Below are 23,779 nucleotides of genomic sequence, written 5' to 3' on the forward strand. Positions count from 1 at the left end.
GGCAACTCCGGGTCTTCGCCGAACGTCTTCCCGTGGTTTATTGGTCCGGAGCTGCGCTTGCCGGCGACGGCAGCCTACGCTTTCGCGCCCACCATCATATCGATCGCGCCCTTCACGATCGCCTCCAGCTCCCTGCGCGGAACGCGGGCCCGCGAACGAACGGCGATGGAGTGCACGGTAGCTGATGCGATCTGCGCCAGCACGGCTGGATCGGCGCTCTCCGGCAACTCGCCCTTCTCCTTGGCACGGCGGAAGCAACTGGCAAAAGCCTTGTCGAGCTCGGTGAGACCGTCGAGCACCATGGTGCGGATCTCGGGGTCGCTCACCGCCTCCGACGCCGCCGTCACCACCGTGAAGCAGCCGCGCGGGCCGGTCTCGCCGGAGAGATAGATGTTCAGCGCGGAGGCGAAGATTCGCTCCAGGCGCTGGCGCAGCGGCATTTCCTCGCGAAAGGTCGCGGCCATGGAGGCCCGCGCTTCCTCACGGTAGCGCTGGTAGCTTTTGATGTAGAGCTCGCGCTTGTCGCCGAAGGCGCCGTAGAGGCTCGGGCGGTTCATGCCGGTGGCCTCGCTGAGATCGTCGAGCGAGGTCGCGGCAAAGCCCTGCCTGCGGAACAGGTCGAGCGCCTTGCCGAGCGCGACATCGGGCTCGTAGGCGCGGGGACGGCCGCGGCGCTTGGGCTGACTGGCAGCAGCTGGCGGCTTCGATTTTTGTACCATCTCGCAAATTAATCCTTGACCGCGGATATATTATGCAACACAGTACAAAAATCAATCTGGCCAGGTTGAGCGAAACTCCCAGAGAATTGCCTAAGGAGGCTACAGATGGATGTCTATTTCTCGCCCCTCGCCTGCTCCATGGCGACGCGCGTTGCGCTGTATGAAGCCGGCGCCGAGGCGAACTATCTCGAAGTCGATCCGCCCACCAAAACAGTGCTGAGCGACGGCTCCGACTTCCGCGCCGTCAATCCAATCGGCCTGGTGCCGACGCTGCGTACCGACGAAGGCGTGGTGCTGACCGAGAACGCCGCGATCCTGCAATACGTGGCCGACCGCTTCCCGCAATCCGGCCTCGGCGCCGCCGCCGGCATCGAGCGCACCCGGCTGCATCAATGGCTTTGCTTCATCGGCACCGAGCTGCACAAGGGCCTGTTCATCCCCGTGCTCGACCGCAAGGCGCCGCAGGAAGCCAAAGCCTACGCGCTGGAGAAGAACCTGTCGCGGCTCGACTATCTCGACAGCTATCTGAAGGGCCGCGATTTCCTGCTGGACCATTTCAGCGTGGCGGATGCCTATCTCGTCACGGTCATCAACTGGACCATGGCGACGCCGCCGATCGAGCTTGCGAAATGGCCGAACGTGAAGGCCTATTACGAACGCCTGCGCCAGCGCCCGTCGATCGCCAGGGCGATCGCGGAGGAGTTCGAGTTGTACAAGGCCGAGCTCGCGCGGAAGAAGGCCGCGGCGTAAAACACGATGAAATGAGGCTTGATCGCTGCAACGACGGTGGTGCGCTCCCTCTCCCGCTTGCGGGAGAGGGTTGGGGAGAGGGTGCTTCTCCAATGGGACAATCCCCAAGAGGAGAAAGCCCTCACCCGCGCCTCCGGCGCGACCTCTCCCGCAAGCGGGAGAGGTGAACGAGCCGCGGCAATCGATTCAACGAAAGCCGTTCCGCAGTGCAGCTCGACTATCTCGGCGCTTGCAGCACGATCCCGTAGCGGCCGTATATCCGATCGATCGTGCCGTCGCTTCGCAGCCGTTCCAGGGCCCGGTCGATGGCTTCGCGCAATGCATCATCCGGGCGGATCATGCCGACGGCGACATTCCAGTTGAGATCGGCGATGCTTTCATCACGATCCAGGATCCGGAGCGGATTGTCCGGATGCGTCAGATTGAAATAGCCCGCCGCAGTGGGTGTGACCGCGGCGGCATCGATCTCGCGGTTCGACACGGCCTCCAGGCTGTCGCTCTCGAAGCCAAACGTCGACAGGGGCACGCGCCGTTGGCCGATGATCATGGCGGCGATCGATCCGACCTGCACTCCCACCTTGGTCTTTTCGTTGAGACTCTTGAACGAGGTGAGCGGGCTGGATGACGGCACCGCGAGCGTGACGCCCGTGCGATAATACGGTTTCGAGATCCTCAAACGTGTTTCGCCTTGCGCCTCGCGGTCGGCGATGACGTCCAGAAGAATGTCACAGCCGGCGCTGCGCATCTGGTACTGCGTGATGATCCAGTCGAGCCTCAGCGCCACACCGAGCTCGTGCGCCAGCACCTGTCCCAGCTCGACCTGAAAGCCGGACGGCTCGCCGGTCTTGCGGGCAAAGGGAAGCGAGTTGGGATGCGCGCACAGCCCGATCGCGCCGCTCGCACGGATCGCATCCAGGGTTCGCGCCTGCGCCGGTCCCGGCAGCCCGATGGCGGCAGCGACGATGACCGGCACGATCGCCTTCATTGCATACCCTCATCTGGACGCATCGCGGTCTTCGCTGGTTCAGCCATCGCGTGGTTTCAAGGCGCGGATGTATTTGACGATCAGGTCGATCTGCGCGTCGGTGAAAGCGCCATCGAATGCCGGCATCGCGCCTTGCTTACCTTGCTTGATGCGATTGCGAATGAAGTCGTCGTCGCGCGGCGAATTCATCAATTGCGGCCCCTTGCCGGCCGCCCGGCCGCCAGCGGAGTGACAAAACCCGCAAGTTCCCGCGAACACCTGCTCGACCTCGAACGGCGCATTCTCGGGCGCAGGCGCCGCGGATTGCGCTTGAGCCATTGCAGCGCACAGCAACGAGGCGCCAACCCCCGCCGGAATTGTTCTCAAATGCAGCTTCAACACGTCCGCTCCATTCCTGAAGTAAGTGGCCGTTGCGATCCGCAAGGAGCGGGCTTGCACCCGCTCCTGCAGGTCGTTTGCGGCAACTATTTCAGGCTGAAGACGACGAGCGCGCCGTCGTCACGCGGCATGCTCTTGTAGACGCCGCCGAAGTTCGGAGCATACTCGTCAGCCAGCATACCGCCAAAGCCAGCGGTCACGGCGATATATTGCTTGCCGCCGACGGAGTAGCTGACGATGCCGCCCTGGTGACCGGTGCCGTTGTTGTGCTTCCACAGTTCGGCTCCGGTTTCGGCATCATAGGCGTGAAGGACGCCGCGGGAGTCCGGCACGAAGACCAGATTGCCCGCCGTCGACAGCACGCTTCCAAGCGGCGGCTCGGGATATCGGACCTCCCATTTCTTCGCTCCGGTTATGGGGTCGCGCGCGTCGAGATGGCCATAGATTTCGCCGCCGGGAGGAGGCGCCATCTTGAAATCGGCGCCGATGTTGAGCTGGACCTGTGGCGTCGTGATCGGCGTTGTCTTCTGGACATCCAGCGTCATGCACCATTCCTGGCCGATCTTGTAGTAGAGACCGGTCTTCGGGCTGTATGAGCCGGCGTTCCAGCTGATGCCGCCGCCGATGAACGGACACAGAGGCGGTTCAGTGACTTTCCCGACGGAGAAATCGCGGCGGCCGATCAGCGCGCCGGTCTTGGGGTCGATATCCTTGACGAAGTTGATGTTCTCGACCAGCCGCCAGACGTTCTTCACCTTGAGATTGCGGTCGTAGACGAAGACGAAGCCGCCCTTGTTCGGATGAACCACGTATTTCTGACCGTCGCGCTCGAGCATCACGAACTCGCCGACGGCGCTGTCAAAGTCCCAGGCGTCGTGCGGCAGTTCCTGATGATAGAATTTCAGCTTGCCGGTATCGATATCGAGGCCGATCACCGAACTCGTATAGAGATTGTCGCCGGGACGCGCACCTTGCGTCTTGTAGTCGGCGCCCGACCAATCGTAGAGCGGCGCAGGGTTCGCGGTGCCCCACAGGATGGTGTTGGTCTCGGAATCGTAGGTGCCCGGCATCCAGCCGCCGCCACCGCCGGTGCGCCAGGAGTCGTTGCCCCAGGTCTTCATGGCCTCTTCGGTGCCCGCGACCGTCAGGAATTCCCACTTCTTCTTTCCCGTCGTGGCATCGAGGGCGAAGATCGGGCCGCGGCCCGGCCATTCGCCACCTTGCGCGCCGATGATCACGCTCCCCTTCGCGTAAAGCGGCGCGCCGGTAAAGCCGACCGTGAGCTTCTGCGAGTCGATCAGCTTGGTCTCCCAGAGGACCTTTCCCGTCTTCGAATCCAGCCCGAAGACACGCCCATCCATCGTACCGACGAACACCTTGCCTTCACCGAGAGCTACGCCGCGGTTGTAGGGAGAGTGGGTCTGCCGGCTGATGAGCGCCTCGTCCAGTTCCGGAAAGAACGACCAGATGACCTCGCCGGTTGCGCCGTTCAGCGCAAAGACCCGGCTGTAAGAGCCCGAATAGTAGAGCACCCCGTCAGCCACGAGTGGCATGGACTGCAGACCGCGCGTCGATCGCCCGGGGATGTGCATCCAGGCTACGCCCAGATTGGCGACGTTGTTCGTGTTGATCTGCGCGATCGGGCTGTAGTGGTGGGACTTGTACGAGCCGTGATAAGTGAGCCAGTCGTTCTGGCCGGCAGCCTCGATGCGCGCCGTATCCACGGCCTGCGCCGACGCCGCCGATGCTGCAAGTGTCGCAACGACAACGACAGGCAAGGCCGAGCTGAGCCACTGCTTTCTCATTTGCACTTCCTCCCGCTCTTGTGTTTGTTGATTGCGTCTCGTGAGCGCCGCCGCGAGGGGTGTTTGCAGTTCAGTACGCGTCGATCGTCCTCCATCGGACCGAGTCGCCAACAGGTGTCCCCTCTTTCGGCGCATAGCGCCGAAGGAGCCACGTTCACTGATGTGATTGCTGTTGTACTTCTGCTTGCCGCTGCAGCTTACGACGGATCACAGGGCGTGCAAACACGGAACGCGCGCAGGAGACGACTTTGACGCACGAGGCGAATTGAAACGGCAGCGGCACTGACCGTTTCGACCTCGATCGGCCAATCCCGGAGCGAAGTGGCTTATCCGTAGAGCACCTTGGGCAGTATCGTGACGATGCCGGGCCACAGCGTCAGCAGCAGCACGAAGCCGACCATGATCACCAGATACGGCATGGTGACGCGCGCGATGTAGCCGAGGCCGTCCTCGGTCAAACCCTGGATGACGAACAGGTTGAAGCCGACCGGCGGCGTGATCTGCGCCATTTCGACGGCGAGCACGAGGAAGACGCCGAACCAGACCTCGTCGAAGCCTGCGCCCTTCACGATCGGCAGCACGATCGGCAGCGTCATCACGATCATCGAGAAGCCGTCGAGGAAGCAGCCGAGCACGAGATAGAAGACGATCAGCGCCGCGATCAGCATGAAGGGCGACAGGCCGAGCCCCTTGACGAAGGCGGCCACCGACTGCGGGATGCCGAGGAAGGCTGCGGCATTGCCGAGGATCGAAGCGCCGAGCACGATCAGCGCGATCATCGAGCAGGTCACGACCGAGCCGATCAGCACGTCGCGCATGACCTGTTGCGACATCGCGCCTTGCGCCCAGGCAACCAGGGCCGCGCCGAGCACGCCGACGGCGGCAGCTTCCGACGGCGTCGCGAGGCCGCCATACATCGAGCCGAGCACGCAGGCGATCAGGAACAGCGCCGGGGCGAGGTCCTTCAGAGCGGCGAAGCGTTCGCTCCACGGCACCTGCGAGAGCTTGGCTTCCGTTTCCGGCACCATGCTCGGATTGAGGCTCGTATGCAGCATCACCCAGGCCATGAAGGTGGCGGCCAGCAGGAATCCCGGCAGCACCCCGGCCGTGAACAGCTTCAGGATCGAGACATCGCCGAGCACGCCATAGATGATCATGATGTTGGACGGCGGGATCAGGAACCCGAGCGTGCCGGCGCCGGCGAGCGAGCCGATCGCAATGTCGCGAGAGTAGCCGCGGCGCAGCAGCTCGTTGAGCGACATGCGGCCGATCACCTGTGTGGTCGCGGCCGACGAGCCCGAGATCGCAGCGAAGATGGTGCAGCCGATCACGTTCACATGCAGCAGTCGGCCGGGCAGCAAACCGGCCCAGGGCGCCAGTCCCTGGAACAGCGAGCGCGACAGGCGGGTGCGGAACAACAATTCGCCCATCAGGATGAACAGCGGCAGCGCGAGCAGCTCCTGCGTGGTCAGGATGTTCCAGGCATATTGAGGCAGCAGCTTGTCGAGCGGGATCGAGCGGAACATCGCGAGCAGCAGCGTCGCGGTGAGCGCAAGCGTCAGGCCGATCCAGACGCCGCAGGCCAGCAGCGCAAGCAAGATCGCGAACAGGGCGACGACTTCGATGGTCATGCGATCTTGAATCCGGGAGCGAGCAAAGCGGTCATTCGACGGGCGAGGCCTTCATGCGATGATCCTCCAGCGGCAGGCCGAGCGCGGCCTGGATCGCGCGCGCCAGGAACTGGAGCGTGAGCAGCAGCATGCCGAAGGCGACGACGGCCTCCGGAAACCACAGCGGCGTGTCGCTCGAGGTGGAGACCTGGCCGCGCACGAACGCGCCCCAGGCGAATTTCGCCATGGCCGAGGTCAGGAACGCCATGAAGGCGAAGCCGGCCGCCGCCGAGAGAATCTCGAGCGCGCGCTGCACCGGCGCCGGCACGTTCTTCAGGAGCAGCACGACGCGGATATGGCCGCCGACACGTAGCGTCATGGCGGCGCCGAAAGTGAAGGACGCCGCCATGAGATAAGAAGAGTATTCCCACGCGATCGAGATGCTGGGCGGAAAGAACGGCAGAAAGTTCGACAGGAAGCGGGTTGCGACCTCGCAGAGCATCAGCAGCGTCAGCATCAAGAGACAGCCGCCGCCGATCCAGCCGTCGAGCCGGCCGAGGCGATCGATTCCGTCGAGCAGGATGCGCAGCGGCGCCGGCGCCGCTGCATTCAGACTCTGCGGAGCTTCGGGCGAGATGCTCACCACGACGTCATCCTCAGCCGCGCTTCATTTCGGCGAGATAGGCCCGCACCGGCTTGTCGGCCGCTGGCACGCGCTTGAGGAAGGCATCGAGCTGCGGCGCGGTCTTGGCCCGGATTTCCGTCATCATGGTTTGCGAGACCGGCACCACCTCCATGCCGCCTTCCTTCAGGCGGTTGAGGCTGTCGACGTCGGCCTTGAGCGAGTTGGCCCAGAAGCCCGGCTCCATCTTCGCCGCGATATCCGCAACCAGCTTCTGCTGATCGGCGGAGAGAGCCTTCCAGGAATCGAGATTGACGGTGAGCATCTGCGACGACCAGACGTGGTTGGTCGGGTAGACGTATTTCAGGAATTCCCAGAACTTGCCGTCGACGCCCGACACCGACGAGGTGGAGACGCCGGCCACCGCGCCGGAAGCGAGCGCGGGAATCGTCTCGCCCCAGGGGATCATCACGGCCGCCATGCCGATCGCATTCAGCATGTCGACCGCGTTCTTGTCGGGCACGCGGATCTTGATGTTCTTAAGGCCCTCGACATCTGCGACCTTCGCCTTCAGATGCAGATACTGCGTCGGCCACGGCACGATGTAGAGGATCTTCTGGTTGTTGCGCGCAGCGATCTTCTCGTATTCGGGCCGCACATATTTGTGCAGCACCTTGAGCTCTTCCACCGAGCCGCAGAGGAAGGGAATGCTCTCGACGCCCATGAAGGGCTCGTCGCCGACCTGCTGGATGTTGAGGACGTCGGCGAGCGGAACCAGGCCGTCGCGCACGGCGCGCAAGTGCTCGGGGCCCTTGAAGCCGAGCTGACCACCCGCCTTCACGGTGATGTTGACCGTGCCGCCGCTCTGCTTCTTCACCTCCTCGGCGAAGGCAAAAGCGTTCTGGGTGTGGAAATTGCCGTCAGGCCACACCGTCGACATGTCCCAGCTTACCGTCGCCGCCCGCGCGCGGGTGGAGATATGGCCGGCGGCGAGCAGCGTCGCTGCGCCCGCGGTGAAGTTCCGTCGCGTGATCATTACACCCCTCCGTTTGCTACGCGCACGACGCCTGAGGCGTCACCGCGAGTACCCATAAACTGCGACCGCCTTGTCGACGGACACGAAGCCGCTTTCGACGTCGTCATTGACCGCCGCGCGCCCGCGCTTGGCGGGATCGCCGATGCCGGCGCCGCCCGGTGTCAGCACCACCAACCGGTCGTCCGGCGGCACCTGCTGAAAGCCTTTCCCTCGCAGCTTCTTTCCCGACTTGAGGCCGACATAGCCGGCCTCGCCGTCCCGGCCGCCATCGCGGCCGCGCGGCGGATGATCAATGCGGTCGAACGCCGCCAAGATGTCGAACGGCGCGTCGACGCCGCTGCCGACTTCGATGATCTGACCGAGGCCGCCGCGGGTGCGCCCTGCCCCACCGGAATCCGGACGCAGCTCCTTGCGCCAGAAAATCAGAGGCGTCTGCGTCTCCGCGATCTCGACGGGGGTGCCGCGCACGCCGCTGGGATAGGCGGTCGCCGACAGCCCGTCCTTGCCGAAGCGCGCGCCTGTGCCGCCATTGGAGGTCACCGCCATTGAGAACCCGTAATTGCCGCCGACGCCGCTTCGCGTCTGCCCGCGCACGTTGAGATTCCACAGGCACGAGGTGCCTTCCGCAGGCACGCGCTCGGGAATGATCTGGCGCAGGCAGCCGAACACGACGTCGGGCAGCATCTGGCCGATGATGTGGCGCGAGGCGACCGGCGCCGGCTTCGGCGCATTGAGAATCGCGCCAGGGGGAGCCGACACCGTCAGCGGCGAGAGCGAGCCGGCATTGTTCGGGATCTGCGAGGCGACGACGCAGCCGAGGCCGAACACGGTGTAGGCCGTGGTGTAGGACAAAGGCACGTTGATGCCGAACTTCGAGGCGGCGGAGGTGCCGTCGAAATCGACGTGGATGCCTTCGTCCGAGATCGTCAGGGTCGCAGCCAGCGTCACCGGCGCGTCATAGCCGTCGACCACCATGGTATTGCGCCAGCTTCCCTTCGGCAGCTTGGCGATCTCGGCGAGCACGGCCTCGCGCGAGCGGTCGCAGATGTAGTCGCCGAGCTCGTCCAGCGAGTCGATGCCAAACTCGGTCATCATCTCGACCAGGCGCTCGCAGCCGACGTCGTTGCAGCCGGCGAGCGAATAGGTGTCGCCCTCGGTGTCTACAGGCAGCCGCGTATTGGTGCGGATCATCGCCATCAGCGTCTCGTTGACGACGCCCTGGTCGATCAGCTTCAGCATGGGAATGTAGAGCCCTTCCATGAACACGTCGGTGGCGTCGGGTCCGAAGCCGATGCCGCCGATATCCATGAGATGGCTGGTGCAGGAGAACAGCGCCACCGGCCTGCCGTCCTTGAAGCAGGGCGTGGTGACGACGAAGTCGTTGAGATGACCCGTGCCCATCCAGGGGTCGTTGGTGATGTAGGCGTCGCCTTCCTTCATCGTCTCGATCGGAAAGTGGGCAATGAAATGCTTGACCGATTCCGCCATCGAGTTGACGTGACCGGGTGTGCCGGTCACCGCCTGCGCCAGCATGCGCCCCTTGAGGTCGAACACGCCGGCCGAGAGGTCGCCGCATTCGCGCACGATCGGGCTGAACGCGGTGCGGAGCAGCACCTGCGCCTGCTCCTCGACCACGGCGACCAGCCGGTGCCACATGATCTGGAGGTCGATCAGGCTCGCGCCATTTGCCTTGCTCATGATCAGGCCGCCTTCCGTTCCATGACGATGCTGCCGGCACCGTCGATATGGGCGTCAAAACTGTTGGAGACGAAGGTCGAAGTCTCGTCCTCCGCGATGACGGCGGGACCCGCAATCGTCGCGCCCGGCGCCATGTCCTCGCGGCGATAGAGCGGGATCTCGATCACCTCGCCCGCACGGCCGTCGAAGAACTTGCGGCTGCCGGACGCCTTGGCCGCAGGCATGCGTGCGACGGAAGCGACGGTGGGGGGATTGCGCGCCTCGGTGGTGGCGAGCACCGACCAGCTCAACACCTCGATGGCAGCACCCGGGATTGGCCGCTCGAACATCGCGGAATAATCCGCCTCGAACTTCTGGCGCAGGCCTGCGAGATCGGCGGTCGCCAGCCGCCGGTTCGGCAGTTCGACCGAGATCTCATGACCCTGGCCGACATAGCGCATGAAGGCGGCGCGGCGTTCCCGCACCGGCGCACCGGCGGCACCCGGCTCCACCAGCGCACGCGCCTCGGTCACCATCTCCTGCAAGAGATCGGAGACCGCCTCGGTGTCAAAATCATCGAGCCGGACATGACGACTGCGCACCAGCTCATAGGCGATGGGCGCCGCGAGGAAGCCGACGGCCGAGCCGACACCGGCATTCGATGGGACGATCACGCGGGAGACGCCGATCTTCTCGGCGACGCGGGCCGCATGCAGCGGTGCGGCGCCGCCGAAGGCGATCAGCGTGTGCTGGCCGATAATCTCTCCACGCTCGACCGCATGCACGCGCGCCGCGCTCGCCATGTTCTCGCAGACGACTTCGTGGACAGCATAGGCCGCGGTTTCCGCGGACAGGCCAAGCGGCTCGCCGACGTCCCGCAGCAGCGCCTGCTTCGAAAGCTCCGGGTCGAGCTTGATCGTGCCGGCTGCAAACGCATCGGGATCGATCACGCCGAGCGCGACGTCCGCATCCGTCACGGCCGGGCGCTGACCGCCGCGGCCATAGCAGGCGGGCCCCGGCTCCGAGGAGGCGCTCTCGGGACCGACGGTGACGCGCTTCATCGCGTCGACATGCGCGATCGAACCGCCGCCGGCGCCGATCTCGACCATCTCGATGACGGGAATGCGCACCGGCAGGCCGGAGCCCTTGAGGAAGCGCGCGGCGCGATCGACCTCGAACACGCGCGAGGTCTCGGGCTGGTACTTTTCGATCAGACAGATCTTTGCGGTCGTGCCGCCCATGTCGAAGGAGAGCACCTTGCTCTCGCCAAGACGCGCCGCGATCTGGGCCGCGAAGATGGCGCCGCCGGCAGGACCGGATTCGACGAGACGCACCGGAAAGCGTCGCGCCGTCTCGATCGAGGTCACGCCGCCGCCGGAGGTCACGAGATAAATGGCGCCGCGAAACTGCTCGACCTGCAGGGCATCGGCCATGCGGGCGAGATAGCCATCGATCAGCGGCTGCACATAGGCGTTGGCGACCGCAGTGGATGTGCGCTCATATTCCCGGATCTCGGGACACACTGCCGACGATACAGTCACGGAGATGCCGGGCATTTCATCACTGATGATCGCGGCTGCGCGGCGCTCATGCTCCGGATTGGCATAAGAGTGCAAAAACGCGATCGCGACGCTCTCGACCTTCAGCTCACGCAATCTCGGCGCGAGTGCGCGCACCGCCGCTTCGTCGAGCGGGAGACGAACGGCGCCATGCGCGTCAATGCGCTCGGGCACGGTGAAGCGCAGGCTGCGCGGCGCCAGCGGCTTCGGCTTGTCGATGCCGAGATCATATTGGTCGTAGCGGCTTTCGGTGCCGATATCGAGCACGTCGCGGAAGCCCTCGGTTGCGATCAGCGCGGTCTTGGCCCCGCGGCGCTCGATGATGGCATTGGTCGCGAGCGTCGTGCCGTGAATGAAGACGTCGATGTCGCTGATATGCGCACGTGCATCGGCCAGAATGAGGCGCATGCCGTCCAGCACAGCCTGCTCGGGGCGCTGCGGCGTGGTCAGCACCTTGCGGGTTTTGCGATCTTGCCCCACGTCCAGCACGATGTCGGTGAACGTGCCACCGATATCAACGGCAAGCCGCACCTCGGCTCCCTCAAGCATTCCAAATTCTCCGTGCTGATCGTCAAGACTGGGGTCAAAAGCGCAGCAATTTCCATGCCATGGATGACCAGGAAAATGCCGCGCCCGGCTATTCTGCTTGGCACCTATGCAATAGGCAAGGCGCGTTCGCCGCCTGCACGATCAGAGCAGGAATGCAAGCGCTGTCTCGCAGCGCTCCTCGATCTTGAGCGTCAGAAGATCGTCGGCGCGGGTACGGCCGAGGTTGACCGCCGCAATCGGAATATTGCGGCGCGCGGCGGCCTGGACGAAGCGGAAGCCGGAATAGACCATCAGCGAGGAGCCGACGATCAGCATGGCGTCGGCTTGCGCCAGATGATCTTGCGCGGTGGCGACGATGTCGCGCGGGACGTTCTCACCGAAGAACACGACGTCGGGCTTGAGGATGCCGCCGCAGGCTTCGCATGGCGGCACTTCGAAGGAGGAAAAATCCTCGTGCTCCAGATCGGCGTCGCCGTCAGGTGCATCCGCCGCCTCGAGCGTCACCCATGCCGCATTCGCGCGGCCAAGTTCGTGCTGAAACTCGTCGCGCGGTGTCTTGCGGTCGCAGCCCATGCAGCGCACAAGATCGAGCCGGCCGTGCAGGTCAATGACCTGCCGGTGGCCGGCCGACTGATGCAGCCGATCGACGTTCTGAGTCAGCAGCATCCCGCACCGGCCGTTCGCCTCGAGCCGGGCCAGCGCATGATGCGCATCGTTCGGCTTCGCCTGGCCGAACCGCCGCCAGCCGATCAGGCTGCGCGCCCAATAGCGCCGGCGCGTATGCTCGTCCGACATGAAGGCCTGGAAATTGACCGGCTGGGTCCGCTTCCAGTTGCCTTGGCTGTCGCGGTAATCGGGAATGCCTGAATTGGTGCTGCAGCCGGCGCCGGTCAGCACGAACAGACGTTCGTGCCGGCCGACGAAATCCTGGAGCGGAGGGTTTGACATGGCACCAGATGTAGGTCGCGAGGGCGGTTTTTCCAGACTACCGTCGGCGGGACGGGCGTCCTGCGATAGCTGATGGGTGAGATTTCTCCTGGTCTGCCGTGTGGGCGGCTTGCTGCAACATCCGCCGAAACTCGTCACGCTTTTCGTGCACCGAGGCTATCGCATGCCCGACCTCAACTCCGAGGCCGACCAGCGCGGCTTCTGAAAGCTGCAGGCTCGCCTCGATGGTTTCCGGCACCGCGTCGGTGGCGCCGATTGCATAGAGGTGACGGGCATGATCAGCGTCGCGCGCACGTGAGACGATCAACACATCCGGCCGCACCGAACGGATCCGCTCGACGACGGCATCGATCGCCGTTCGCGACTGAATCGTAATGATCACGCCGGTCGTCTGCATCAGGCCGCAAGCTTCGAGAAAGCCCGGCTCTGTCACGTCGCCAAAGAAGACCTTATGGCCGTCGCGGCGGTCGCGCGCCACGGCGATCGGATCGTGATCGACCGCGATGTAGTCCACGCCATGTGTGGTAAGCAGCGAGCAGACCACTTTTCCAACGCGGCCATAGCCGACCACGATGGCCTGCGTTCGGTCACTGGGCGGACGAACCGCGAGTTCTGGATCTGGCGTGCGCTCGCTCTCCAGCTCCGCGGCCAATCGTCGTCCGACCATACCCAGAAGCGGCGTCAATGCCATCGTCACGGCGGTGACGGCGACGACAAAGCTCGACACGCGAGGCTCGATCAGGCCGCCGGCCGACGCCATTCCGATGCTGACGAAGGCGAATTCGCCGACGGGACCCAGCAGGAAGCCGATCTCGATCGCTGCCGGCCATGAGAGCCTGAAGAGGCGCCCCAGAATGATGAGCACGATCGCCTTGCCGACGAGAATGCCGATAACGGCAGCCAGCAGCCAACCGGGCTCGCGCATGAACACGCGGAAGTCGATGGCCATGCCGACGGTGAAGAAGAAGATGCCGAGCAGCAGGCCCTTGAACGGCTCGACGGTGGCCTCGATGGCCTTGCCATACTCCGTTTCCGCCAGCATCAGTCCCGCAACGAATGCCCCGAGCGCCATCGACAGGCCGGCCTGGTGTGCGGCAAGCCCTGCGCCGACGATGACGAACAAGGTCGCCGCGACGAACAACTCCGTCGAATGGGTGCCCGCAACCATCTGGAAGAGCGGACGCATCAGCAGCCGTCCGATCAGAATGAGAAAAGTGACCGCCACGACCGCCTTCAGGATCGCACTTGAGATGTGCGTCACGACCGAGCCAGCGCTGCCTGCACCGAGCACCGAGACGAAGACGAGAATGGGGACCACGGCGAGGTCCTGGGCCAGCAGCACCGAGAAGCTGGCGCGCCCGGCTGTGGTCGCAAGCCGCCGCTCGGCGGAGAGAAGCTCGAGCACGATGGCCGTCGAGGACAGCGCAAGGCTCGCGCCAATGATAACGGCGGTATCGGAGTCTTGCCCGGATAGAAGCGCCACGCCGAATATCAAGGCGGACGTTGCCGCCACCTGCAGGCCGCCAAGCCCGAACACCAGCCGTCGCATCGTGACGAGCCGCCTGAAAGACAGCTCGAGCCCGATCAGAAATAGCAGGAAGACGATGCCAAGATTGGCGATACCCTCGACGTTCTGCGCGTCCGTCACCGTAAACCAGTACAGGAACGGGATCTCTCGAACGATCGAGCCGAGCCCGAGCGGACCGAGAATGGCGCCGGCACCGAGATAGCCCAGCACCGGATTGATACCCCAGTGGCGGACGATCGGCACCACGACGCCGGCAGTGCCGAGGACCACCAGCGCGTCACTGTAGGCATTGATGTTGATGGTTGTGGTCACGAGCCCGTCACGTGTCGGCGCTTGCCAATAGCGGCCGCGTCGTCCACGGTCGATAGCACACGGCGCCGCAGCCCCCAACCCGCCCTGGTTTCTCCGTGCGGGCTGGCGGCCGCCGATGCGGATGGGACGTTCAGCTCGCCCAATTCTCCCGGAATTCAGGGAACAGCGTCAGGCCTCCGCAGGCATAGAGCGTCTGTCCAGTGATGTAGCTCGCGTCCTCCGAGGCGAGGAAGGCGAACACGGCGGCGATCTCTTGCGGCGTGCCGACGCGGCCCAGCGGAATGTGGCTGGTGACGACGCCGCGCTTTTCGGGGTCACCGGTCCACGCCTCATTGATCGGCGTGTCGATCGCGCCTGGCCCCACCGCGTTGACGCGGATGCCCCGGCCGGCAAATTCGAGCGCCAGCGTACGCGTCAGATTGGCCATGCCTCCCTTGCTGATCGAATAGGCGAGATAGCCGGGCTTTGGAATGATCTGGTGGACGCTCGAACAGTTGATGATGCTGCCGCCTCCACCGCGTGAGACGAAGTGAGCGAGCGCCTTCTGCGCGCAGAGTACGGCACCGTTGAGATTGACGTCGATGATGCGGCGATAGGTTTCGACGTCAAGCGCTTCGCTCGGCGATTCCTTCTGGAAGCCTGCATTGTTGACAAGACAATCGAGACGTTTCCAGCGAGACAGGATCATCTCGAACATCGCAGCAATGTCCTGCTCATTGCCGACATTGGCCTTGACGATGCAATGATCGGGCGCGCCGTGGCCGCGATCGCTCGAAGCTGCCCGAGCGAGGGCGAGCGTCTCCTCCGCCCGCTCCGCACTCTCGAAATAATTGATAGCGACGGTTGCGCCTTCCTGGGCGAGCCGGACGGCGACGGCGCGGCCGATGCCTTGCGAGGCACCGGTCACCAGCGCGTATTGGCCGACGAGGCGCGAGGGAAACGAAGTCGAACGATCGGTTTGCGGCATGGGTTCTCTCCGGATGCGTCATCATGGCTGGAACCGGCGTTTTGTTCCACCCGGTTGTGCATACGCTGCACGCACCCCTGGACTCGGCGCGGCCTATAGCGGGGTGAAGTCGATCGGCATGCCGAGGCGAGGCCGTTCACCAGGCACCCGAGACAACCGCCGATCGCACCGAGGATGATCGGCAGGCGGCGCCGCATGCCTGGGCTGCAAAGGCAAGCACTCCGATCATCGGAACGGTCACGAGCCCACCCCATCGAGAGCTTGCAGCCGCCGGCGCCGTGGTGGCTGCGATCGACAACAAGCGCCTGCGGCGGCGCGATCGATCATCGTGCTAACAGACAAAAATGTGATTGTCGCTTCGGCGGCGGCCATCACATGATGCAAGTCATGCATGATTCAAGTCATGCATGATCAATGCGTTCCGGACTCACACTCTATGACACAAGTCGCGATCCAGTCAGCCATCCATCGCCGGCATCAGCCCTGGTACAAGATCCTCTACGTGCAGGTCCTGATCGCGATCGCGCTCGGCGTGCTCGTCGGCTACTTCTATCCTGATCTCGGCAAGGCCTTGAAGCCGCTCGGCGACGGTTTCATCGCGCTGATCAAAATGATGATCGCTCCGGTGATCTTCTGCACCGTGGTGCACGGCATCTCCTCGATGGGCGACCTCAAGCGCGTCGGCCGGGTGGGGCTGAAGTCGCTGATCTATTTCGAGACGGTCTCGACCGTCGCGCTCGCGGTCGGCCTGCTGGTCGGTGAGATTCTCCAGCCCGGGCACGGCTTCAACATCGATCCCGCCACCATCGATCCGAAATCGGTCGCGACCTACGTCACCAAGGCCAAGGAAGAGGGCATCGTCGCCCATCTGATGGCGATCATCCCCGACAGCTATCTGGGCGCGATCGCGCGGGGCGACCTCCTGCAGGTGCTGCTGATCTCGATCCTCTCCGGCTTCGCCATCGCTTTCCTCGGCAAGGCCGGCGAGCCCATTGCGGAGGCGATCGACAAGGCCGCGAAGATGTTCTTCGGCATCATCCGCATCATCGTGCGCGTCGCGCCGATCGGCGCCTTCGGCGCGATGGCGTTCACCGTCGGCGCCTACGGCCTCGGCTCGCTGCTCAACCTCGCGGCGCTGATCGGCACGTTCTATCTCACCAGCATGCTGTTCGTGCTGGTCGTGCTCGGCTCGATCGCGCGGCTGGCGGGCTTCTCGATCCTGCGCTTCATCGCCTATATCAAGGACGAGCTTCTGATCGTGCTAGGCACGTCTTCCTCCGAGACGGTGCTGCCGCAGATGATCCAGAAGATGGAGCATCTCGGCGCCTCGCGTTCCGTGGTCGGCCTCGTCATTCCGACGGGATACAGCTTCAACCTCGATGGTACCAACATCTACATGACGCTGGCGACGTTGTTCCTGGCGCAGGCAACCAACACGCATCTGACCATCTGGCAGGAGCTCGGCATTTTGGGCATCGCCATGATCACCTCGAAGGGCGCCTCGGGCGTCACCGGCGCCGGCTTCATCACGCTCGCCGCGACGCTCTCGATCGTGCCTGATATTCCGATCCAGTCGATCGCGATCCTGGTCGGCATCGACAAATTCATGAGCGAATGCCGCGCGCTGACCAATCTGATCGGCAATGGCGTCGCCTGCGTCGTCATCAGCATCTCCGAAGGCGAGCTCGACCGCGACGCGCTGCACGAGACCATGGCCCATCCGCTGGAGATCGGCGAAGCGCTGGAACCGGGCGGAGGCGCGTAGATCGAGGCAGGCGCAGCCCAATTCCGATGCGGTAGTTTCCCGGAGTGGAAAACCGGCGGGATAAGCGTCACAAGAAGGCATTGGGATCACGGACTGATACTCATTTTTTCACCCGACGCGCTGGGGGCAGGGCGTCGGGTTTTTATTGTTCGAATGATGCGACTTTGGAATCACGTCCGGCGGCGAGATCGAGCCGCCGCGTGACCCCGATTGCCTGCAGGAATGCCTCGTCATGACTGACGACAAGCAGAGCGCCGTCATAGGCTCTCAAGCCAGCCTCGACGGTTTCGATGGACTCGACATCCAGATGATTGGTCGGCTCGTCGAGAATCAGCAGGGACGGCGGAGTCACCCCGCCAAGCACACAGGCAAGGCCTGCACGAAGCAACTGCCCGCCGCTCAGGCTTCCAACGATCTGCAAGGCAGCATCGGCGCGAAACATGAACCGCGCCAGTGCGGCATGGCATTCATTCGCACCCGCCTTCGGATTGAGACGCCCGAAATTGTCCAGGATGGAGATCGCGGGATCGAGTAGCCTCACCTTCTGGTCGAACAGCGCGAAGTCCGGCCTGACCCGCACGGTGCCGGAGAGCGGCCGCAGCTCGCCCGCGATCAGTTTCAGCAGCGTCGTCTTGCCGGAGCCGTTGGGTCCGACCAGCGCGACGCGCTCGGGACCGACGATTGTGAGCGATAGATCGCGGAAGACCGGCTGCTCGGGCCGATAGCCCGCACTGACGCCGTCGAGCCAAAGCACCTCCCTGCCCGCCGGCAGGCCGGTCGCGGGCAACCTGACCGACAATGGCTGAAGAATCTCGATACGCCGGCGCGCCGTGTCTGCAGCATCGATGGCCTCCGTGCGCCGCCGCTCGGCGATTTGCGCGTTCTTGCCGCCGCTGTCCTCGCTACGATCCTTGCGTGCACCGGCCAGGATCCGCGGCATGTCGCCCTTGGCGCTCTTCTTCCTTCCGCTGCTGTCCTTGCGCGCCTTCCTTTCCGCAGCCTCCCGCGCCTTGCCGTCGATCTCGGAGAGACGTTTTTCGGCATGCGCGAGGTCGTGCCTGACGGCCGCAAGCTCGACCGCCTTCTGCTCGCGATACCGGCTCCAATTGCCGCCGTATCGCGTGGCTCCGAGCGACGTCAGTTCGACGATCGCATCCATGGTCTCCAGCAAGCCCCGATCGTGGCTGACGACGATCGCGCCGCCGCGCCAGGTGGCAAGCAGGTCGGTCACCGCTTTGCGTCCATCCTGGTCGAGATTGTTGGTGGGCTCGTCCAGGAGCAGGAAGTCGGGCTCGGCGAAAATCAGTGCGGCGAGCCGAAGCCGCGTGATCTGGCCGCCGGACAGGCAAGACAGCTCCGTGTCGGGAGACGGATCGAACCCGAGGCGGGCCAGCGCGGCCTCGAGCCGCGTCTCGAGCGTCCAGTCAATCGCAGCGATGTCATCGGCTGAGGCATCGCCTCGCTCTGCACGGCGAAGCAGCTCCAGCGCCCGGCGCACGCCGAACAGGTCGGCTACGATCGCGCCGGCAAGAACCTGCACATCCTGGCGCAACAGGCCGGTGGTGCCGTCGATCAGAACGCGCCCGGATTGGGGCACATGTTCCCCGAGGATCGACGCAAGCAGCGTCGTTTTCCCGACGCCGTTGCGGCCGACCAGACCGGTCCGCTCGGCCGAAAATGTCAGATCGATGCTGGAGAGAAGAGAACGGCCGTCAGGCGTGGACAGCGACAGGTTCGACAGAATGATCGAAGCAGGCATGGAATTCCCCGTGAGCAAGGCAGGTGGGCTTTGCGGTCGGGCTCATATCCATGGCTGCAAGTATCCTGATTGAGGAACTCTCCAAGTAGTCCCATCGAAGGGCGAGATCAAGGCAGGGCGCAAGGGGACGACAGCGCGGGAGGCGCCGTCGTCCTTCGTCGCCGTGCGGGGTCAACCCTTCAAAGCGGTGACCACCACCTCGATCAGCGCGCCGCCGCCGAGATCGGCGACGCCGACGGTGGCGCGGGTGGGGAGATTGTCGCCGAAGAACTCGGTCCAGGCCGCATCCATCTCCTTCTTCTTGGAGAGATCCGTGACGAAGATCGAGGCGCTGACGACGCGAGACTTGTCGGTGCCGGCCTCCTTCAGATAGCCGGCGATCTTGCCGAGGATGTTGCGGGTCTGCTCGCCCATCGAGACCGACGTGTCGTCGGCAATGGTGCCACCGAGGAAGACGAAACCGCCTGCCTCGACGGCGCGGTGCATGATAGGCGTGCGGATGCTGCGGTTGATGCTCATGATGTCCTCTTGTTGTTAGAGCGTGGAGGGATGGAAGCGGTCGATGCCGAGATCGCTGACGCGGGTCTGGCTGCCTCCGTTGACGATCAGCTCCGCCATCACGGCGCCGGCGCCGGGGCCGAGCTGAAAACCATGCAGCGAGAAGCCGAACTGATGATAGAGGCCCTTGTAACGGCTGCTCGGCCCGAACACGGGCAGATCGTCCTTCATCCTGGCCTCGATGCCCGCCCAGGCGCGGACGATGGTGGCGCTGCGCATCACCGGGAACAGCTCGAACACGGTCTGCGCGCTGGTCGCAAGACTCTTCCAGTCCAGCACCGTCTCGTTGCGTTCCTGGTAGGGCGTCGCCAGATGGCCGCCGCCGATCAGCACGGTGCCGTTCTTGAATTGCTTGAAGGAGAGTTTGCGCCCGCGCAGGATCACGACGGGATCAATGAAGTGCGGCACGCGCGAGGTGATCATCAGCATCGGTGCCACCGTCTCGACCGGAACGGGTTCGCCGAGATCAGCCGCGACCTTGCCGGCCCAGGCGCCCGCGGCGTTGACGAGCACCGGCGCAGCATAGGTGTCCGTGCCGACGTCGACGTGCCAGAGTCCGTCGCTGTAGCGGATGTTGCTGGCGGCCACGCCCTCGCGCACGGTCGCGCCGAGCTGCTCGGCCTTGCGACGGAACGCCGTCGTCGCCTGCGCCGGATTGGCGGCTCCGTCCCGGCGCGAGACCACGCCGCCGGGACAGGTCTCGGCGACGGCCGGCACGAGGCGCCGTAGTTCAGTCGCGTCGATCAGCTCTTCATGGGTGAAGCCGAGCGCGTTGAGCTCGGCGACACGCGCGCGGCAGATCGCGAGCTCCTCCTCGTCTTCCGCGACCAAGACCTGGCCGTGGCTCTCGAAGCTGCAATCGTCGTCGAGGAGATCTGAAATCTTCTCCCAGATCCCCATCGAGCGGATCGAGAGCGGGATTTCGGGGACGTGCCGTGCGAGCTGACGGACACCGCCAGCATTGACACCCGAGGCATGGCGGCCGGCGTAGTCCTTCTCGATCAGCACCGGCTTCAAGCCCGCGAGGCACAGATGCAGCGCGGTCGAACATCCGTGAATGCCGCCGCCGACGACGATTGCATCCACGTTCCTGCTCATCCGCGCACCACGGCCTTGACGTCGGCTTCGGTCTTCGGAACGGCGGCGAGCTCGGCGAGCGTGATCGGCTTCACCGGCGCACGCAGACGGTAGTAGCCGATCTCCTGCGGGGACTTGCCGCGCGCCTGCGCCATCAGCTCGGTGACTGTGAGGCCACAGAGCCGGCCCTGGCACGGACCCATGCCGGTGCGGCGATAGGCCTTGAGCTGGTTCGGCCCGGTTGCACCAATGGCGACGGAATCGAGAACGTCCTTTGCCGTCACTTCTTCGCAGCGGCAGACGATGGTATCGCCCGAGGGAATGCGGAACTGCGGCGCGGGGCGGAACAGCGTGTCGAGGAAGACGCGGCCGCGCTCGGCCTTCGCGAGATCGGCGCGGAGCGTTGCCATTGCAGTAAGCTTCGCCGCGGCTGCAGGTGCTAATGCATCCACCGCCGCACGCGCCGCGATGCGGCCGCGGACTACGGCTGCATTTGCGCCGCCGATGCCTGCCCCGTCGCCCGCGATAGCAATGCCGGCGACCGACGAATTGCCGCTCGCATCGAGCACCGGCGACCAACACAATTGCAGATCGTCCCAGCGATGCTCGACGCCAGCCGCCATCGCCAGATTGACGTTGGGCACGACGCCCTGATGCAACAGCAACAGATCCGCAGGTATGGTCTCGCGCTTGCGGCCGGCGACATAGCTTACGCTGGCGAGCTGGCCGTCACCGGCCGCAGAGAGCTCGGTGACGCCGGAGACGACCTGCACCTTCGCCTTGACCTCGCGCATCATCGACAGGCCCTTGGCGAAATAAGGCGAAGTCAGGAAGGCAAAGGCATGAGGCAGCGCCGCGAAATAATTGCCGCGCTCGGTGGTGTCGAGGATGCGGTCGATGCGACCGCCGAGGCGGAGGATCTGAGCGGCGAGCAGCCAGAGCAGCGGCCCCTGCCCCGCGAGCACGGTACGGCCGTCAGGCACCAGCGCCGACGATTTCAGCATGGTCTGGGCCGCGCCGGCCGTCATCACACCCGGCAGCGTCCAGCCGGGAATCGGGAACGGCCGTTCCAGCGCGCCGGTCGCTAGGATCACGCGCTTGGCCTTGACGAAGGCGGATGCGCCGCCGATCGAGACGGCGATCTCGAGATTGCGGTCGAGGCTCCAGACCGTCGCACGATGGATGACCTCGGCGCCGCTCGCACGCAGCGCCTGCACGAGATCGGCACCGACCCAATAATCGGCGCCGAGCTGATTGCGCTCGGTGACCGGCGTCGAGGAAATCGCGCGGAACACCTGGCCGCCGGGACCGATATTCTCGTCGAGCAGCAGCGTCGACAGGCCGGCCTCGGCGGATGTCGCGGCGGCAGCCAAACCCGCAGGCCCGGCGCCGATCACCACCACGTCATACGCTTCGCGCTTGGGAGCCACAGTCATTTTCCGATCTCCCGCTTGCCCTTCTGGATTTCGACCTGCATGCCCTCGGCGACAGGCACGAGGCAGCCCTGCCGGTTGCCGACGCCGTCGATGGTGACGAGGCAGTCGAAGCACACGCCCATCATGCAATAAGGCAGACGCGGCGCGCCGCTCACTGCGGTGGAACGCCGTGCGTCAACGCCGGAGGCCAGCAGCGCGGCGGAAACGGTGTCACCCTGGCGCGCCGCGACGGCAACGCCGTCGACGAAGATCTGCACTTGCGGACGCTTGTCCTGTTCGGATCTCTTAAACATGGGATGCCTCGCGGCTCCTTCTCTGAACCCGGTGGAGCATAGGAAAGTCAGGTGCGGCGGCGATGGCTTCACCTCTCCCCGACGGGGAGAGGTCGGATTGCGTAGCAATCCGGGTGAGGGGCCGCAGCACGAGGTGAGGCCGTAACCCCTCACCCGGAGCGCATCTTGCGATGCGCTCCGACCTCTCCCTATGGGAGAGGTGATCTGAGTCCTTAGCTGCCATCGGTTCAACCCAAACTCTTCGCATCTCAATAGCCGCTATTGTTCGCCACGCCTGCGCCACCAAAGCGGCTGGCCGAGAACGCGCCGACAAGCTCCGGCTCGAGCGCGCCTTGCGCCACCATGCCCGCGATCTCGAAGGCGTGGTTGGAGGCGAGCGTCACACCGGAATGGCAGCAGGCCACGAAGGCGCCGGGATGCGTCTCCGACTGGTCGTAGATCGGAAAGCCGTCCTGCGGCATCACGCGGATGCCGGCCCAGCTCCTGACGACGTTGAGCCGCGACAGATGCGGAAACATCCGCTGCGCGCGATCCGTCATCACGGCACTGATCGAATGCTTCAACGCACGATCATCGAGCTCGTCCTCCTTGCTGTCGCCGATCATCACCGTGCCCTCGTCGGTCTGGCGGATCGTGGTCAGTGGATGCGGCAGGAACGGCATGGTCCGCTCGGTCACCACGATCTGGCCGCGGGTCGGCCCCATTGGCGCGTAGAGACCGACCATCGGCGCCAGCGTCTGGTTGGCGTTGCCGGCGGCCAGCACGATCTTGGCGGCGCGCAGCTCGCCCCTCGGCGTGGTCAGACGGAATTCGCCGCCGCTCTTGCTGATCGCCGAGACGGGACGCTCCGGAAAATAGTCGATGCCGAACGCCTTGAAGCCGGTGTGGAAGGCGCGGAACGTGCGCAGCGAATTGACGTGGCCATCGAGCGGGCAATAGCTGCCGCCGGAGACCTCCGGGCCAATCAGCGGCAGCGCCTTCTTCACCTCGGATGCGGGAAGCATCTCCATTTTGTAGTCAGCGGCGCCGGCCTGGTTGTGCATGCGCTTGACGAGCTCGGTGCGCTGGCCGAATTCGTCCTCGCCAAGCGTGAGATGGAAGCCGCCGTTCTGCTGGAGGCAGACATCGAGGCCGGTCTGCTGCTTCAGTTCGGACGCGAGCCGGCCCCACGCCTCCGACGCCCGCACGGTCCAGACCGTATAGGCCGGCATGCCCAAGCCCTTGCTCTGCACCCACACCAGCGCGAAATTCGCGCGCGAGGCGCGCTTGGTGATATCGCCTTCGTCGAGCACGGCGACCTCCTTGCCGAGGCGGCCGAGGCCCCAGGCAATGGCGGAGCCGAGCAGTCCGCCGCCGACGACGGCGACGTCGTATTCAGACTTTCGTTTTGACGCGTTTTCTTCACGCGAACCGGCGTCCACTTCGCTCGAAAGCGCTTTAGACATG

The 23,779-nt window shown here is 64.7% G+C and carries 20 protein-coding genes; 2 read left to right on the plus strand and 18 right to left on the minus strand.

Translation table 11 applies throughout. The annotated features are described in order from the left end of the window. Window positions 1–74: 74 nt before the first annotated feature. Entirely contained in the window at window positions 75–719 is a 645-nt protein-coding gene (locus tag ACSHT2_RS15825; RefSeq protein WP_440642370.1) for a TetR/AcrR family transcriptional regulator, read from the minus strand. 105 nt (window positions 720–824) lie between these two features. On the opposite strand from ACSHT2_RS15825, the gene ACSHT2_RS15830 reads away from it, so the two are divergent. Then, a complete protein-coding gene (locus ACSHT2_RS15830; RefSeq protein ID WP_440642371.1) occupies window positions 825–1,469 on the plus strand; it encodes a glutathione binding-like protein in 645 nt (214 codons plus the stop codon). A 217-nt stretch (window positions 1,470–1,686) separates the two neighbouring features. Here the strand turns inward: ACSHT2_RS15830 and ACSHT2_RS15835 are convergent, their stop codons facing one another. The 11 genes from ACSHT2_RS15835 to ACSHT2_RS15885 all read right to left on the minus strand — a co-directional run bounded on the left by ACSHT2_RS15835 (window position 1,687) and on the right by ACSHT2_RS15885 (window position 15,445). Then, on the minus strand, window positions 1,687–2,454 hold the full coding sequence (locus tag ACSHT2_RS15835) for a substrate-binding periplasmic protein (RefSeq protein WP_440642372.1): 768 nt from the start codon (window positions 2,452–2,454) through the stop codon (window positions 1,687–1,689). A gap of 39 nt (window positions 2,455–2,493) precedes the next feature. Next, complete coding sequence (locus tag ACSHT2_RS15840) at window positions 2,494–2,772, minus strand: c-type cytochrome (protein ID WP_440642373.1); 279 nt, start codon at window positions 2,770–2,772, stop codon at window positions 2,494–2,496. A 146-nt stretch (window positions 2,773–2,918) separates the two neighbouring features. Then, on the minus strand, window positions 2,919–4,637 hold the full coding sequence (locus ACSHT2_RS15845) for a pyrroloquinoline quinone-dependent dehydrogenase (RefSeq protein ID WP_440642374.1): 1,719 nt from the start codon (window positions 4,635–4,637) through the stop codon (window positions 2,919–2,921). Window positions 4,638–4,963: 326 nt separating this feature from the next. Then, window positions 4,964–6,268: a TRAP transporter large permease gene (locus tag ACSHT2_RS15850; protein WP_440642375.1), complete on the minus strand. Its 1,305-nt coding sequence runs from the start codon at window positions 6,266–6,268 to the stop codon at window positions 4,964–4,966. Window positions 6,269–6,299: 31 nt separating this feature from the next. Then, window positions 6,300–6,893 carry a TRAP transporter small permease subunit gene (locus tag ACSHT2_RS15855; protein WP_440642376.1) on the minus strand — a complete coding sequence of 198 codons (594 nt, stop codon included), beginning with the start codon at window positions 6,891–6,893 and terminating at the stop codon, window positions 6,300–6,302. Window positions 6,894–6,903: 10 nt separating this feature from the next. Next, window positions 6,904–7,905 carry a TRAP transporter substrate-binding protein gene (locus ACSHT2_RS15860; RefSeq protein WP_440642377.1) on the minus strand — a complete coding sequence of 334 codons (1,002 nt, stop codon included), beginning with the start codon at window positions 7,903–7,905 and terminating at the stop codon, window positions 6,904–6,906. 39 nt (window positions 7,906–7,944) lie between these two features. Further along, a complete protein-coding gene (locus tag ACSHT2_RS15865) occupies window positions 7,945–9,603 on the minus strand; it encodes a hydantoinase B/oxoprolinase family protein (protein WP_440642378.1) in 1,659 nt (552 codons plus the stop codon). Window positions 9,604–9,605: 2 nt separating this feature from the next. Beyond that, window positions 9,606–11,690 carry a hydantoinase/oxoprolinase family protein gene (locus tag ACSHT2_RS15870; RefSeq protein WP_440642379.1) on the minus strand — a complete coding sequence of 695 codons (2,085 nt, stop codon included), beginning with the start codon at window positions 11,688–11,690 and terminating at the stop codon, window positions 9,606–9,608. A 141-nt stretch (window positions 11,691–11,831) separates the two neighbouring features. Continuing rightward, window positions 11,832–12,638, minus strand: a complete 807-nt coding sequence (locus ACSHT2_RS15875; protein WP_440642380.1) for an NAD-dependent protein deacetylase — start codon at window positions 12,636–12,638, stop codon at window positions 11,832–11,834. 37 nt (window positions 12,639–12,675) lie between these two features. Next, window positions 12,676–14,478, minus strand: a complete 1,803-nt coding sequence (locus ACSHT2_RS15880; RefSeq protein WP_440642381.1) for a cation:proton antiporter domain-containing protein — start codon at window positions 14,476–14,478, stop codon at window positions 12,676–12,678. Window positions 14,479–14,608: 130 nt separating this feature from the next. Continuing rightward, window positions 14,609–15,445 (minus strand): SDR family oxidoreductase, encoded by an 837-nt coding sequence (locus tag ACSHT2_RS15885; RefSeq protein ID WP_440642382.1) that lies wholly within the window; start codon window positions 15,443–15,445, stop codon window positions 14,609–14,611. Window positions 15,446–15,881: 436 nt separating this feature from the next. Between ACSHT2_RS15885 and ACSHT2_RS15890 the strand changes: the two genes are divergently transcribed. After that, on the plus strand, window positions 15,882–17,210 hold the full coding sequence (locus tag ACSHT2_RS15890) for a dicarboxylate/amino acid:cation symporter (RefSeq protein ID WP_440642383.1): 1,329 nt from the start codon (window positions 15,882–15,884) through the stop codon (window positions 17,208–17,210). Between the two features lie 142 nt (window positions 17,211–17,352). Here ACSHT2_RS15890 and ACSHT2_RS15895 read toward each other — a convergent pair whose 3' ends face one another. The 6 genes from ACSHT2_RS15895 to ACSHT2_RS15920 all read right to left on the minus strand — a co-directional run bounded on the left by ACSHT2_RS15895 (window position 17,353) and on the right by ACSHT2_RS15920 (window position 23,778). Further along, a complete protein-coding gene (locus ACSHT2_RS15895; protein ID WP_440642384.1) occupies window positions 17,353–18,969 on the minus strand; it encodes an ABC-F family ATP-binding cassette domain-containing protein in 1,617 nt (538 codons plus the stop codon). A gap of 171 nt (window positions 18,970–19,140) precedes the next feature. Then, the gene (locus tag ACSHT2_RS15900) at window positions 19,141–19,488 is read right to left on the minus strand and encodes a RidA family protein (protein WP_440642385.1); all 348 of its coding nucleotides are present in this window, start codon (window positions 19,486–19,488) and stop codon (window positions 19,141–19,143) included. Window positions 19,489–19,503: 15 nt separating this feature from the next. Continuing rightward, window positions 19,504–20,625: an NAD(P)/FAD-dependent oxidoreductase gene (locus tag ACSHT2_RS15905; protein ID WP_440642386.1), complete on the minus strand. Its 1,122-nt coding sequence runs from the start codon at window positions 20,623–20,625 to the stop codon at window positions 19,504–19,506. Then, complete coding sequence (locus ACSHT2_RS15910) at window positions 20,622–22,040, minus strand: NAD(P)/FAD-dependent oxidoreductase (RefSeq protein ID WP_440642387.1); 1,419 nt, start codon at window positions 22,038–22,040, stop codon at window positions 20,622–20,624. The genes ACSHT2_RS15905 and ACSHT2_RS15910 overlap by 4 nt, the downstream gene beginning before the upstream one ends. Beyond that, window positions 22,037–22,333, minus strand: coding sequence for a (2Fe-2S)-binding protein (locus tag ACSHT2_RS15915; protein ID WP_061880887.1), 297 nt, complete (start codon window positions 22,331–22,333; stop codon window positions 22,037–22,039). Before ACSHT2_RS15915 ends, ACSHT2_RS15910 begins: the two co-directional genes overlap by 4 nt. A gap of 248 nt (window positions 22,334–22,581) precedes the next feature. Further along, the gene (locus ACSHT2_RS15920; RefSeq protein ID WP_440642388.1) at window positions 22,582–23,778 is read right to left on the minus strand and encodes an NAD(P)/FAD-dependent oxidoreductase; all 1,197 of its coding nucleotides are present in this window, start codon (window positions 23,776–23,778) and stop codon (window positions 22,582–22,584) included. Window position 23,779 lies beyond the last annotated feature (1 nt).

Origin of the sequence: Bradyrhizobium sp. PUT101 (assembly GCF_052043945.1) — a bacterium.
In the GTDB taxonomy this organism is placed as follows: domain Bacteria; phylum Pseudomonadota; class Alphaproteobacteria; order Rhizobiales; family Xanthobacteraceae; genus Bradyrhizobium.

Excerpts from the sequence above, each read along its gene's own strand:
- ACSHT2_RS15825 (WP_440642370.1), bottom strand. The coding sequence starts at position 719 with ATGGTACAAAAATCGAAGCCGCCAGCTGCTGCCAGTCAGCCCAAGCGC.
- ACSHT2_RS15830 (WP_440642371.1), top strand. The coding sequence starts at position 825 with ATGGATGTCTATTTCTCGCCCCTCGCCTGCTCCATGGCGACGCGCGTT.
- ACSHT2_RS15835 (WP_440642372.1), bottom strand. The coding sequence starts at position 2,454 with ATGAAGGCGATCGTGCCGGTCATCGTCGCTGCCGCCATCGGGCTGCCG.
- ACSHT2_RS15840 (WP_440642373.1), bottom strand. The coding sequence starts at position 2,772 with ATGGCTCAAGCGCAATCCGCGGCGCCTGCGCCCGAGAATGCGCCGTTC.
- ACSHT2_RS15845 (WP_440642374.1), bottom strand. The coding sequence starts at position 4,637 with ATGAGAAAGCAGTGGCTCAGCTCGGCCTTGCCTGTCGTTGTCGTTGCG.
- ACSHT2_RS15850 (WP_440642375.1), bottom strand. The coding sequence starts at position 6,268 with ATGACCATCGAAGTCGTCGCCCTGTTCGCGATCTTGCTTGCGCTGCTG.
- ACSHT2_RS15860 (WP_440642377.1), bottom strand. The coding sequence starts at position 7,905 with ATGATCACGCGACGGAACTTCACCGCGGGCGCAGCGACGCTGCTCGCC.
- ACSHT2_RS15865 (WP_440642378.1), bottom strand. The coding sequence starts at position 9,603 with ATGAGCAAGGCAAATGGCGCGAGCCTGATCGACCTCCAGATCATGTGG.
- ACSHT2_RS15870 (WP_440642379.1), bottom strand. The coding sequence starts at position 11,690 with ATGCTTGAGGGAGCCGAGGTGCGGCTTGCCGTTGATATCGGTGGCACG.
- ACSHT2_RS15875 (WP_440642380.1), bottom strand. The coding sequence starts at position 12,638 with ATGTCAAACCCTCCGCTCCAGGATTTCGTCGGCCGGCACGAACGTCTG.
- ACSHT2_RS15885 (WP_440642382.1), bottom strand. The coding sequence starts at position 15,445 with ATGCCGCAAACCGATCGTTCGACTTCGTTTCCCTCGCGCCTCGTCGGC.
- ACSHT2_RS15890 (WP_440642383.1), top strand. The coding sequence starts at position 15,882 with ATGACACAAGTCGCGATCCAGTCAGCCATCCATCGCCGGCATCAGCCC.
- ACSHT2_RS15895 (WP_440642384.1), bottom strand. The coding sequence starts at position 18,969 with ATGCCTGCTTCGATCATTCTGTCGAACCTGTCGCTGTCCACGCCTGAC.
- ACSHT2_RS15900 (WP_440642385.1), bottom strand. The coding sequence starts at position 19,488 with ATGAGCATCAACCGCAGCATCCGCACGCCTATCATGCACCGCGCCGTC.
- ACSHT2_RS15905 (WP_440642386.1), bottom strand. The coding sequence starts at position 20,625 with ATGAGCAGGAACGTGGATGCAATCGTCGTCGGCGGCGGCATTCACGGA.
- ACSHT2_RS15910 (WP_440642387.1), bottom strand. The coding sequence starts at position 22,040 with ATGACTGTGGCTCCCAAGCGCGAAGCGTATGACGTGGTGGTGATCGGC.
- ACSHT2_RS15915 (WP_061880887.1), bottom strand. The coding sequence starts at position 22,333 with ATGTTTAAGAGATCCGAACAGGACAAGCGTCCGCAAGTGCAGATCTTC.
- ACSHT2_RS15920 (WP_440642388.1), bottom strand. The coding sequence starts at position 23,778 with ATGTCTAAAGCGCTTTCGAGCGAAGTGGACGCCGGTTCGCGTGAAGAA.